Source organism: Streptomyces sp. HUAS 31 (assembly GCF_028198125.1).
Classification (GTDB): domain Bacteria; phylum Actinomycetota; class Actinomycetes; order Streptomycetales; family Streptomycetaceae; genus Streptomyces; species Streptomyces chartreusis.
In genome coordinates this window covers 8,467,944-8,480,422 of record NZ_CP116353.1, presented here as the reverse complement: position 1 = coordinate 8,480,422, position 12,479 = coordinate 8,467,944, and the positions used below count along the sequence as shown (strand labels likewise).

General features: G+C 70.9%; 9 protein-coding genes. 1 reads left to right on the top strand and 8 read right to left on the bottom strand.

Annotated elements, in window-relative coordinates; genetic code table 11:
- Window positions 1–18: 18 nt before the first annotated feature.
- The 5 genes from PGH47_RS37550 to PGH47_RS37530 are packed head-to-tail and all read right to left on the bottom strand — an operon-like array spanning window position 19 to window position 6,427.
- A complete protein-coding gene (locus PGH47_RS37550; protein ID WP_271667145.1) occupies window positions 19–2,025 on the bottom strand; it encodes an endo-beta-N-acetylglucosaminidase in 2,007 nt (668 codons plus the stop codon).
- Window positions 2,022–3,278: a glycoside hydrolase 5 family protein gene (locus tag PGH47_RS37545; protein ID WP_271667144.1), complete on the bottom strand. Its 1,257-nt coding sequence runs from the start codon at window positions 3,276–3,278 to the stop codon at window positions 2,022–2,024. Before PGH47_RS37545 ends, PGH47_RS37550 begins: the two co-directional genes overlap by 4 nt.
- A 51-nt stretch (window positions 3,279–3,329) precedes the next feature.
- The gene (locus tag PGH47_RS37540; RefSeq protein ID WP_271667143.1) at window positions 3,330–4,238 is read right to left on the bottom strand and encodes a carbohydrate ABC transporter permease; all 909 of its coding nucleotides are present in this window, start codon (window positions 4,236–4,238) and stop codon (window positions 3,330–3,332) included.
- Complete coding sequence (locus tag PGH47_RS37535) at window positions 4,235–5,128, bottom strand: carbohydrate ABC transporter permease (protein ID WP_030953551.1); 894 nt, start codon at window positions 5,126–5,128, stop codon at window positions 4,235–4,237. Before PGH47_RS37535 ends, PGH47_RS37540 begins: the two co-directional genes overlap by 4 nt.
- A 6-nt stretch (window positions 5,129–5,134) precedes the next feature.
- Window positions 5,135–6,427, bottom strand: a complete 1,293-nt coding sequence (locus PGH47_RS37530; protein ID WP_271667142.1) for an ABC transporter substrate-binding protein — start codon at window positions 6,425–6,427, stop codon at window positions 5,135–5,137.
- 210 nt (window positions 6,428–6,637) lie between these two features.
- Between PGH47_RS37530 and PGH47_RS37525 the strand changes: the two genes are divergently transcribed.
- Window positions 6,638–7,684 (top strand): LacI family DNA-binding transcriptional regulator, encoded by a 1,047-nt coding sequence (locus PGH47_RS37525; RefSeq protein WP_150498652.1) that lies wholly within the window; start codon window positions 6,638–6,640, stop codon window positions 7,682–7,684.
- Between the two features lie 57 nt (window positions 7,685–7,741).
- On the opposite strand, the gene PGH47_RS37520 is transcribed toward PGH47_RS37525, so the two are convergent.
- From PGH47_RS37520 to PGH47_RS37510, 3 genes are read right to left on the bottom strand one after another with little or no spacing between them, the layout of a single operon-like run.
- On the bottom strand, window positions 7,742–8,848 hold the full coding sequence (locus tag PGH47_RS37520; RefSeq protein ID WP_271667141.1) for a serine hydrolase domain-containing protein: 1,107 nt from the start codon (window positions 8,846–8,848) through the stop codon (window positions 7,742–7,744).
- A gap of 42 nt (window positions 8,849–8,890) precedes the next feature.
- Window positions 8,891–10,435 (bottom strand): alpha-L-fucosidase, encoded by a 1,545-nt coding sequence (locus PGH47_RS37515; protein ID WP_271667140.1) that lies wholly within the window; start codon window positions 10,433–10,435, stop codon window positions 8,891–8,893.
- 55 nt (window positions 10,436–10,490) lie between these two features.
- Entirely contained in the window at window positions 10,491–12,329 is a 1,839-nt protein-coding gene (locus tag PGH47_RS37510; protein WP_271667139.1) for a family 20 glycosylhydrolase, read from the bottom strand.
- Window positions 12,330–12,479 lie beyond the last annotated feature (150 nt).

Here is a 12,479-nt window from a genome sequence, read left to right as displayed (position 1 = left end):
GGTCGTCCGGGCGGGTGGTTACCAGCGGTGGGTGACGGTCACGGGGGCCGACGTGGTGTACAGCTCCCCTACGGCACGCAGTTCGAACCGTGCCTCCTGCTCGCCCTGTTCCGGCTTCAGGCCGCCGAGGAAGTACGCGCTCTGGCAGGTGCCCCCGAGGAAGCGCCGGGTGCCGTCGGGCAGGAGGCGGTGCAGGGTGTGGTGGCGTACGTCGCCGGAGGCCGGATTCCAGGCGAGACGCAGGTCGCCGCCCGAGGCCGCGGTGATCCGTAGGCCGGAGGGCGCCGCCGGTGTCTGCGGGGCGTTCCGCACGGCGATGCCGCCCAGCCGCCACCGCACCTGGCCGGCGCCGGCGGCGGTGAGCCGGACGCCGATCGCGCGCACGGTGCCGGCCAGGCCGGTGAGCCGTACGGTCGTGGTCTGCCAGCCGCTGCCCGAGGTCACGGGGTAGTAGGTGTACGGCGGTGTCGCACCGGGCGTGGTGGGTTCGGCGGTGGCGACGGCCAGCTCGACCTTCACCGCGCCCGCGTCGGCCCGGTGGGTCAGCTCGACGACCGTGTCGGCGGTGACGGGCAGCCGTGTCGCATACACGTCCAGTACGGTCGGCCGGTCCAGTGCCCCGTCGACGAGCACACTGCTCCCGCCGCGCCACGCGGCCGCGAAGTCGAAGGTCACCGCGGGCCGCTGCCCGTCGGTGTGCACGACCCAGCGGCGGGACGGCAGCCGGTCCTGGAGACCGAGATGGTTCCAGGGGGCGTCGGACGTCACCTGCCCGTCCTCGTACCAGCGCAGCCCGTGCCCGGTGTTGAAGACGCTCGCGAACGGCATCGAGGTGACCGTCGACCGGTCGGCTACGGACACGGCCGGTGCCCGCCAGCTGTCCGTGGTGTCGGGGCGCGAGGGGTCCAGTGACCGCCCGGTCCAGAAGTGGTCGTCGGCGGCGTGGAAGTCGCCCGGCGTCCGGCCGTCGGCCGGCAGGTGGTTGCGGGTCCACTCGGGCCGGTAGAAGCCGACCGACACGACGTGCGCCTTGTCGCGGGGCACGATGGCGTCCCAGTTCACGGACGAGTTCCAGCCGTTCGACTCGACGTCGACGCCGGCCCACAACTCGTAGCGGTCGCGGCCCAGTTGTCCGGCCCGCTGGCCCGAAGAGGTCAGTTTCGCGGCCGTCCAGCGGAAGTCGACGAACATGTCGTCGGCGGCCTGGAAGAACGGCTCGTTCTGCGAGTTGAGCGCGCCCTGCCAGCTCACGCTGCCGTTCACGGTCATCGAGTCGTACCAGGTGACCCGCTGCCCCTTGGCCTTGGCGAGCGTCTTCAGCTCGCGCAGGAAGCCGAGCATGTCGGTGCCCAGGGCGGTGTTCCCGCCGCTGGTCTCGGCGTTGACGAACCACCCGTCGAAGCCGTACGCCGCCGCGACCGCGACCAGCCGGTCGGCCAGCGGATACCGTCCGGCCGCGTCCTTCTGCACCAGGTCACGGGTCCACTGCAACTGGCCGCCGTAGGCGACGGGCGGCAGGAAGATGTTGCCGAGGACGGGTACGCCGTGGCGGTGGGCGGCGTCCACGATCGGCGCGTTCGGGGCCAGGATCAGCCCCTCGCCGGAGGATCCGCCCCAGAACACCAGCTCGTCGATGTACGCCCAGTGCGTGAGGGCGTAGTAGTCGGCGGTGGCGGAGCCCTGGGAGGGGTTGCTCGCGGTGGGCCCGAAGGAGACCAGCGACTGGATCCTGGCCTGGTCCGAACGTGCGGTCGTGTTGGCCGGGGCCGGGGTGAAGCGCGGGGCGAGCGGCACGGTCGAGGCGTTGAAGGCGAGGTCCGCGTCGTCGGCGGGGCGCCAGGACTTCAGGCTGCGCCAGGTGATGCCGGTGCCGGGGCTGCCGGAGGGCAGCGAATCCGGGTACCAGTAGGACGCGTACGGCTGGAGGGCGGCGGCCTTGGGCCGTGGTGCCGCCACCGCCGGGGACGAGGGGAGCATCGCGGCCGTGGCGGCGGCGATGAGGACGGTGCGTCTGGTGGGTTTCACGAGCGGGTGCCTCCTTGTGGGGTGGGGAGTACCTGATCGGGAGCGACGACCTCGGTGATGCCGCGCGCCGCGAGGTGTGCGTGGTCGGCGGCGCGCACATCGAGGACGGTGGTGGGGCGGGCGCCGTCGGCGACCAGCCGGAAATAGGCGTCGAAGACCGGGCCGCCCGGTGCGCAGAGCGAGCGGGAGCCCGGATCGGCGGGGACGACCAGCGCCGTCGTGCGCGGCTCGGGCGTCCGCGGCGCCTGCTGGGCCGCCCGCTCCAGCACCCGGGCCGTGTCCTTCGGTTTGCGGTCGTTGGTCAGCAGGCCGAGCCCGTATTCGAGTTCGGGGAAGTCGGCCAGCTCGCGGGACACGTCGTGGGAGCACCACCAGGTGATGCCCCACAGGTCGGGGCAGTCCAGGGCGTTCGTGACGGTCGCCGCGGTGAAGGCGGCGGCGTGCTCGGGCGGGACCAGCGGCGCGGGGGCGCCGACCTCCTGGAGCCAGACGGGCCGATGCGGTTCGTCGGACCACGCCTTGCTCAGCTCGACGAGCCAGGCGGCGTGGTGCTCGGACGGGACCGAGGTACGGCCGTGGCGCTGGGCGGTGCCGTTGAAGACCCAGGAGTGCACGGCCGTGACGGCGCCGCGGCGGGCCGCCTGGGCCGGCGTGAACGGCTGGTCGTCCTGGTACCAGGTGGCGTCGTACTCGGCGTGCAGGTGCAGCCGCCCGGGGGCGCCCTCCTCGCAGGCGGCGAGCATGCGCGTGAGCCACCGGTCGATCTCGTCCTCGCCGGCGCGGTCGGGATCAGGGTGCGGGCCCGCCGAGAACTGGTTGACCTCGTTGCCGAGGGTCATGCCGAGGAAGTTCGGCCGGTCGGCGAGGGCGGCGGCGAGGGTGCGCAGGTAGGCGGCCTGGCCGTCGAGGACGTCCGGGTCGGTGAAGAGGTTGCGGCGGTGCCAGGTCCGGGTCCAGGCCGGCAGGTAGTCGAAGCTGCTCAAGTGGCCTTGCAGGCCGTCCACGTTGACGTCGAGGCCGCGTTCGGCGGCGGCGTCGACGAGCCGGACGAGCTGTTCGACGGCCCTGGGGCGGATCAGGGTGCGGTTGGGCTGGAAGTACGGCCACAGCGGGAAGACCCGGATGTGGTCGAGGCCGATCGCCGCGATGGAGTCGAGGTCGGCGCGTACGGAGTCGAGGTCGAAGTCGAGCCAGTGGTGGAACCACCCTTCGCTCGGGGTGTAGTTGACGCCGAAGCGCACGGCAGAAGGCATGCGTGTCCTTGTCACGGAGGTACGTCGGAGGTGCGAGAAGCGGGTGCGGGATCAGCCCTTGACCGCGCCCTCGCCGACACCGCGGAAGAAGTACCGCTGGAGACAGGCGAAGAGGGCGATCAGCGGCGCGACGGCGATGATCGTGCCGGCGGCGACCAGGCGTTCGTCGCCTGCGAAGGTGCCGTGCAGATAGTTGAGGCCGATGGTCAGGGTGAACTTGGACGGGTCGCTCAGCACGATCAGCGGCCACAGGAAGTCGTCCCAGGCGCCCATGAAGGCGAAGATCGCGACGACGGCGAGGGTCCCCTTCACCGACGGCAGCGCGATGCGCAGGAACCGCTGCCAGACGTCGGCCCCGTCGACGTAGGCCGCCTCCTCGATCTCGTACGGCAGATTCAGGAAGGCGTTGCGCATCAGCAGGACGTTCAGGGCGCTGATGCAGCCGGGCAGGACAACACCGATGAGGGTGTTGTTGAGGCCGAGCTCCCGCATGGTCGTGAACTGGGCGATGATGATGCCCTCCACGGGCACGAGCATCGCCAGGATGAAGACGAGCGTGGCGACCTTGCGGCCCCGGTAGCGCAGCCGGGCGAGGGCGTAGCCCGCGAGTGCGGCGCCGACGCAGTTGGTGACGACGTTGGCGGTGGCGACCTTCAGCGAGTTGAGGGCGTAGTCCCAGACCGGGATGGTCTCGGAGACCCGCTCGTAGTTGTGCAGCGTCGGGTCGCCCGGCAGGAACTTCGGCGGGGAGCTGAAGATGTCCTCGGTGGGGCCCTTGAGCGAGGTCGACAGCTGCCAGAGGAACGGGCCGACGGTGAGGGCGAGCACGGCCAGCAGGAGCAGATAGCGCAGTGCGAGTTCCCAGACCCGGACGCGGCGGCCGTGTTCGTCGGTGACGCGGGGTTCGCGCTTGGCGACCCGCTCGGCGGGGGTGGGCCGTACCTTCTCCATGACGCTCATGACTCCTCCCTCCGGTCGGCGCGCAGTACGAGCAGCATCAGGGCGACGGTGACGACGAAGACGACGACCGAGATGGCCGAGGCGTAGCCGACGCGGCCGGTCAGGCCGGTGCCGGTGCGCTGGACGAGCATCACGAGGGTGGTGTCCTCGCCCGCCGGGCCGCCGCTGGGGCCCGCCATCAGGTACACCTCGGAGAACACCTTGAAGGCGGCGACCGAGGACAGCGCGCCGACCAGCACCATGGTGGAGCGCACGGCGGGCACGGTGACCGTGAGGAAGCGGCGGATGGCGCCGGCGCCGTCCACGGCCGCCGCCTCGTGCAGTTCGCGGGGCACGTTGGCGAGCGCGGCCAGATAAATGATCATGTAGTAGCCGAGGCCCTTCCAGACCGTCACGGCCATGGCGCTCAGCAGGAGCAGCCACTGGTCGCTGAGGAAGCCGACCCGGCCGACGCCGATCGTCTCCAGCAGGGAGTTCACCAGGCCGCGCTCGTCGAGCAGCCACACCCAGATCAGCCCGACCACCACGATCGAGGCGACGACCGGGGTGTAGAAGGCGGACCGGAAGAAGGTGATGCCGGGGATGTTCTTCTGCACCAGGAGCGCGAGCAGCAGGGGCAGCACGACGAGGGCGGGGACGACGCCGAGGACGTACAGCGTGCTGTTGCGCAGTCCGATCCAGAACATGTCGTCGTTCAGCAGCTCACGGAAGTTGGCCAGGCCCACGAACTCGCCGGGGATCAGGGTGCGGCGGTCGGTGAAGGCGTTGACCAGCGTGGAGAGGAACGGGTACAGGATGAAGGCGCCGGTGATCAGCAGCCCCGGGGCGGCGAACAGCCAGGGACTGGTGGGCAGCTGGCGCCGCACCCGGGAGACGGTGGAGAGGGCCATCGCGTACTAACCCTGCTGCTGGAGCAGCGTGTTGCAGGCCTTGACAGCGTTGTCCAGAGCTTCCTCGGGGCTCTCCTTGCCCTGCAACGCCTTGGCGACCTCGTTGCGCAGCTCGGTCTTCATCTGCTCGCTGAACAGCACCGGCGTGTAGTTGACCGCGTTCTTAAGTGACTTGGCGGCGGCGATCCGCACCCGTGTCTCGTCGGTGCCGTCCTCCTTGGTGAAGTACGGGTCGTCGAGCGAGCCGGCGGTGCTGGGGAAGATGGCGACCTTCTTGGCGAACGACATCTGGTGCTCGGCGTCGGTGACGTAGTGCGCGAAGGCGACGGCGGCGGGCGTGCGCTTGGTCTGCGCGTTGACCATCACGCCCATCACGTACATGTTGACGTGGCCGGTGCTGGTGATCTGGTCGGTGATGCCGATGTTCTTGTACAGGTTCGGCGCCTGCTTCTTGAAGTTGCCGAGGTCGAGCGCGCTGCCGGGGTTCATGGCGACGGCGCCGGTGAGGAACTTCTTGCCGGACGACTCGGGGGTGGCGGTCAGCGCCTGCGGGTCGAGGGCCTTGGCGTCGTACAGCTCCTTGTACTTGGTGAGGAGCTCGACCCCCTTCGCGTCGTTGAAGGTGAAGGCGGTGCCCTCCTTGTTCATCAGCTCCACGCCGTAGCGGCCGAAGTCCTCGACGGTGGGGACGTTGGCGAGGGTGGCGACTTTGCCGTCCGTCTCCTTTGCCATCTTCAGGGCCGCGTCGAAGACCTCGTCGTACGTCTTCGGCGGCTGCTCGGCGTCGAGGCCCGCTTCCTTGAAGAGGGTCTTGTTGTAGAAGAGCGGGCCGGTGTTGAGGTACCAGGGGAAGGCGTACGTGCCCTCCAGGCCGGGCACCTGGTGGCTGGCCCAGGCCCCGTCCAGGTACTCCTTCTTGTACTTCCCGGCGGCCTTGTCGAGGTCCATCGCGAGGCCCGCCTTGGCGAGCGGGGCGACCAGGTCGGGCGAGACGTTGACGACGTCGGGGAGGGTGCCGCCGGCGGCGTCGGCGCTGATCTTGTCGGCGTAGCCCTCGGCGGGCTGGTCGATCCACTTGACGTTGGTGCCGGGGTACTTCTTCTCGAAGTCGGCGATCAGGCCCTCGAAGTAGTCCTTGAAATTGGCGCGCAGGTTCCAGGTCTGGAAGGTGATGTCGCCCTCGACCTTGCCGGAGGCGTCGGTGCTGCCGCTGTCACCGCCTGACGAACCACAGGCGCTGAGCGGCAGCGCGACACAGACGGCGAATGCGGCAGCGAGGGCTCTACGGGATATGGGCACCGTGAACCGGCCTCCTTTGCGGGCGGGTTGGTCGACGTGGCAGACCCTGCACGCCGTTCCACGGGCCCGTCAATGGCTCTCGCGCAGCTAATTTCTTTAGTGACTAATGCGCATTAGGATCACCGAGCTGAACCGCATTAGGATCACGCAGCTGAACCGCATTAGTGCATACTGCTCGGGGAATGTGCCGCCGGAATGGGGGGGAGCACGATGTCAGGCAAGCGGTCACCGGCCCGGCGTCCGACGATGAAGGACATAGCGCGGCACGCCGGGGTCTCGCAGAGCGCGGTCTCCTTCGCGCTGAACGGCAGGCCGGGCGTGTCGGAGGACACCCGGGACCGGGTGCGGCAGGTCGCCGAGGAGCTGGGCTGGCGGCCCAGCACGGCGGCGCGCGCGCTGTCCGGGGAGGGCGCGGCGACGGTCGGTTTCGTGCTGGCGCGTCCGGCGGACAAGCTGGGGGTGGACTCGTTCTTCCTGCAGCTCGTCTCCGGCATCCAGGAGGTGCTGGCGGAGCGCCATCTGGGGCTGCTGTTCCAGGTGGTGGAGGACGTCGCCGACGAGTGCGCGGTGTACCGGCGCTGGTGGGCCGAGCACCGTGTGGACGGCGTCCTGGTCGTCGATCCGCGCACCGACGATCCCCGTCCGGACCTCCTGGACGAACTCGGCCTCCCAGCCGTGGTCATAGGAGGCGCGCCGGACGAGCGGCACCCGGGTCTGTCGACCGTCTGGGCCGACGACGCGGGCGCGATGGCCTCGGTGGTGGACGGCCTGTACGCGCTCGGCCACCGGCGGATCGTGCACATCGCCGGTCTGCCGGGGCTCGCCCACACCGAGCGCCGTATCCGCACCCTGCGCGCCGAGGCAGGCCGCCGTGGCCTGTCCGAGGTGCGGTCGGTGACGACCGACTACTCCGACGCCGAGGGCGCCGCCGTCACCCGCCGGGTCCTGGAGGGCGCCGCTCCCCCGACCGCGCTGATCTACGACAACGACGTGATGGCGGTCGCCGGTGCCGTCGCGGCGGCAGAACTCGGCTTCTCCGTACCGGCGGACGTCTCGGTCGTCTCGTGGGAGGACTCGGCCCTGTGCCGCATGGTCAAGCCGTGGCTCTCCGCCCTGTCCCGCGACAGCGTGGAGTTCGGCCGCACCGCGGCACAGGAACTGACCGCGCTGCTCGACGGGGGGTCGGCCCGGGCCGTGCGGGTGCCCGTGCCGACGTTGATCGAGCGTGGGAGTACGGGGGTGGCGCGGGGCGCGTGACGCGCCCGTGGCGTCGCTTTCCGGCGCCGTCGGTCACGCGCCACCCCGTCGCCCGCTTCAGAGGTGCAGCCCCTGGAGCCCTTCGTAGGCCGCCGTCACGATCTCCATCCCCCGTGTGTCCTCGGCGGGTTCGCGCATCTGGTTGGTCACGTACGCCACGACCATCCGGCTGTCGGGCTCCAGCATCATCAGGGATCCGCCCCAGCCGCCCCAGCCGTACGTGGTGCCGAAGAGGCCGTAGCCCAGGCCCCAGCGCATCGGCATGCCGAGGACGCGGTCGTCGCCGTCGAACTGTTCCTCGAAGGCCCGGTCGCAGCCGGCCCGGGACAGCAGCCGTACGCCGCCCACCTCTCCCCCGCAGGCCAGGACCGACTGCACCAGCGCGACCGAGCGGGCGTTGCCGTAGCCGCTCGCCGCGGGGATCTGTGCGCGGCGCCAGGCCGTGCTGTTGCCGTCGCGCACTCGGACGCCGTTGCCCGCCTCGGAGCCCGTCGGGTTGCCCGGCGCGCTCGCGGAGTAGTCCTCGTCCTTGCCCGTCGGCGGGATCGCGGGGGCGACCCGGTGATCGTGCTCGGGCGGCAGGCCGATGTGGAAGTCGGCGCCCAGCGGACCCGTGACCTCCGCGGCGAGGAAGTCCCCCACGCTGCGGCCGGTGACCCGGCGCACGACCTCGCCGACCAGGAATCCCTGGGTGAGGGAGTGGTACCCGGCGGCGGTGCCCGGCTCCCAGCGGGTGGTGCGCGCGGCGAGCCGGGACGTGGCGGCCGGCCAGTCGTAGAGCTCGTCGACCGGGCCGTCCCAGTCGGGCAGGCCGGCCGTGTGCGAGAGCAGGTGCCGCAGAAGCACCTTCTCCTTGCCCTCCGCCGCGAACTCCGGCCAATAGCGGGCGACCGGGGCGTCGGGGTCGAGTTCGCCCCGGTCGACGAGGACCAGGGCGCACAGCGCCGTCATCGTCTTGGTCACGGAGAACACGCTGACGATCGTGTCGCGCTCCCACGGAACGGTGCGGTCGGCGTCCGTGAAGCCGCCCCACACGTCCACGACCGGCTCGCCGTCCACGAAGACCGCGACGGAGCCGCCGGCGTCCCCCGCCTCCAGCATGTCGGCCAGCGCGTTCGGCACGGCGATGAACAGACGGTCGTAGGTGCCCTGGATGTCGGCCATGCACCCCATCCAGCCCGTACGGCCCCGCCCCGGTCAACCGAATTAGACCCGTGAGCGGTACAGCCCGAACTCCGCGAGCCGGACCGCCGCGCGCGAGCCGGTGACCCGCACCCGCCAGCGCCTGGCCCGCACCGGTGCCGCAAGGAGCACGATCCGGCTCGCGCCGATGGTCCCGGTCCGGGTCACCTCCGTCCAGGCGCCGCCCTGCTGTGCCTCCACGACAAAGCTCTCCACCTGCTGCCCGTGCCGGATGTCCTCAGCGAGCCGGATCCGGTCCACCTCCCGCTCCCGGCCGAGGTCGACGGCGATCCGGCCCGGTGCGGCGGTCGTGCGGGCGTCGCGTGCCAGGTCCTCGGGCAGCTCGCGCTCCACGCGCTCGCGGAACTCCCGCAGCCGGGCCACGTCGGCGGCGGGCAGCAGGCCGTCGGTGTCGGGCGGGACGTTGAGCAGGAGCACCGAGTTGCGGCCCACCGACCGGAAGTAGATGTCCGTCAACTGCTCGACGCTCTTGGGCTGTTGGTCGGCATGGTAGAACCAGCCGTCGCGGATCGACACATCGCACTCGGCCGGCCACCACTGGAGGTGGTCGGCCACCGGCCGGGCCCTGACCAGCGCGGCGCGGCTGCCCATGTCGGGCGCGTCGTAGGCGAGGGCGTAGTCGGTGCGGCCGTGGTCCTTCTCCTGGACCGGTACGACGCTCCACTCGTCCTCCCGGGCCAGCCCTCCCTCGTTGCCGACCCAGCGCACATCGGGGCCGGACACGGCGATCGCCGCGTCGGGCGCGAGGGAACGGACGAGGGTGTACCAGCTGTCCCAGTCGTACTTCTCCACCTTGTCCGGCGGGATGCGGCCCTGCGCGCCGTCGAACCACACCTCGTCGATCGGGCCGTACTCGGTGAGGACCTCATAGAGCTGGTTGAGCATGTGGGCGCCGTAGTCGGTGGCGGGGAGGGTGTACGAGCGGGGCGGGGTGCGGTCGTCGCCCGCCACGAGGGTGGGGATCGTGCGGTCGGTGCGGGCGCTGCCATTGGCGTAGACGCCGTGGAGGTACTGGTTCTCGTCGGCGGGCGAGATGTAGACGCCGACCTTGATGCCGTGGCGGCGCATGGAGTCGGCGAAGGAGCGCAGGACGTCACCCCGGCCGCCCTGCCAACTGCTCGACGCCACCGAGTGGTCGGTGTAGCGGGACTGGTGGAGCACGAAGCCGTCGTGGTGCTTGACGGTGAGGATGGCGAGCCTGAAGCCGCCGTCGCGCAGGGCGCGGGCCCACTGGTCGGTGTCGAGGCCGGCCGGCCGGAAGACGTCGGGGTCCTCGTCGCCGGTGCCCCATTCGAGGCCGGTGAAGGTGTTGACGCCGAAGTGCAGGAACGCGGTGCGCTCCAGGCGCTGCCAGGCGATCTGCCGTGCGGTGGGGCGGACCTGGGAGGCCTTGCGGACCAGGTCGGCCTCGGTGTCGTCGGGGCTGACGGGGATGCGGTAGCGGGGGTCCTCCGTCGCGCCGGCGGATGCCGCCAGGGCGGGTCGGCTCACGCCGGTCGCGGTGAGGACGGCGGCTGTCGCGAGGAACACGCGTCGGGAAACGGCCATGGGAAGGCTCCTCGGGTCAGATGCTGAGGTGCTCAGGCGCTCAAGGGGCAAGTGCTCAGGCGCTCAGGCGCCATACGGCGGGAGTGCGCTGGTCCGGCGGGTACTGGGCGAGCCGCCCGTCGTCCGTGACGCCCACCGGCATGCGGGTGATGGCGTTGACGAGGCGGTAGCCACCTGCGGTGGGCTCCAGCTGCCAGCGCTGGAGGGTGTTGCGGGGGTCGCACACCTGCGGGGCCGCCTCCACGCCGGGCTGGAGCGGCACGTTGAGCGTGAGCTTCCCGCCCCGGATCTCCAGGCAGCCCTCCGCCGTCCGCACGGTGACATGGCCGTCGGCGGTGCGCGCCACCTCGGCGTCGAAGGTCCGGCCCCGGGTGCGGAAGGTGTACGGGCCGTCCGCCACCGGTACCCGGGTGAGGTCCCGCCATCCCGGCGCATGCCCGACCGCCGTGCCGCGCGCGGTGAAGGCGGCGTAGGTGCTGTCGGGGTGCGGGTCGCCCCAGGTGGCCTGGGCGATGTGCCGCAGTGCGGGCCACAGGGCGACGGCGACCTCGTTCTCGGTCTCGCCGCGGCCGTTGTCGGGCCAGAGGCTGATCTTCGCGCCGGTGATGCCGTCGGAGGTGGCGAGTTTCTCGCCCTCGAAGCTGCGCGGGTCCCAGCTCTGGTCGTACAGGCCCTCGGTGTCGCTGTGGAAGCCGCCGCGGACGAGGTAGAGGGCGTAGGCGGCGTTCATCAACGGGTAGCCCTGGGCCCGCAGTTGGCTCGGCTTGGTCGCCACGTTCAGCCAGTGCTCGACCGTCGTGCCGGCGGTCACCGGGACGGTGTTGGCGCCGGTGAGCCCGTCGTTCCAGATGCGCAGCCGCTTGCCCTTGTCCGCGGCGTGGGCGTGGACGCGGTTGACGAAGTCGATGAACGCGTCCTGCGGCGTGGCACCGGGGCCGTAACTGTCCTGGGCGTACTTCAGGATCTGCGGGTACTTGGCGAAGTCGGAGCCGAGCATGTACTCGTCGGCTCCCATGTGCCAGGACGTGGAGGTGAAGACCTCGGCGTACTCGTCGATCAGGCCGGTGTAGTAGGCGAGGGCCTCCGGCCTGGTGATGTCGAGGCGCGAGGGCTGCTTGTCGCCGTCGGAGTCGGTCAGCTGGAGATCGGGCCGGTTCTCGATCCACGGGTCCATGTGGCCCGGGGAGTTGATCTCCGGGATGATCTCGACGTGGTACCGCTTGCCGAGGGCGACCAAGCGGCGGATCTCGTCCTTGGTGTAGTAGCCCCAGGTGTTGGCCTCGGGATGGGTGTCGCTCTTCACCTTCAGTTCGAGGAGCAGCTGGTTGAGCTTGTTGTACGCCATCTCGCGGACCAGGTTCTCCAGCCACGGCATCGAGACGTGGATGTAGCAGGCACAGACTCCGACACCGCGCTCCTTGTAGCGCGGTACGTCGACCGTGCGGCCGGCGGGGACGCGGTCGCCCCGGGCGAGGAGCTGGAGCAGGGTGCGGGTGCCGTAGAAGGCGCCGGTCTCGGTCGCCGCGGTCACCGACAGCCGCTTGCCCGCGGCGAGTTCGTAGCCCTCGGCACCGAGGGAGGTCCGGTCCGGCCGGACGTCGATGACGATGTCGCCGTTCCTCGCACCGGCGGACACCACCGGGACCGTGCCGTGTCCGGCGTCGCGCAGGTCGTCGGCGAGCGTGCCGGCGACCCTCCGCCCGCTCGCCCCGTCGGCCACCAGGCGGGCGCCCGGCGCGTAGCGGTAACTGCCGGCCGCCGGGGTCCAGTCGGTCAGCGCGGGCACCGTGACCGGCGCCTGCGCAGCCTCCTCCACGGCGAGGGCCGGCAGCGGCGCCGTGAGCAGAAGCGTCAGCGCCGCGAGCACTCCGGCGACTCTCCAGCGTCTCCTCATAAGACACTCCCATTCATCGGATGTCTGATCATTGAGCGGGCCCCAAGGGCTGTCAATGGGAGTTGGGAACAGCCGAGTTGGCGCATTCGTCGGATGATGCGCAGGTCAACGGGGCGGTGCTGAGAAGCCGCGGCGCGAAAAGTCCAACAA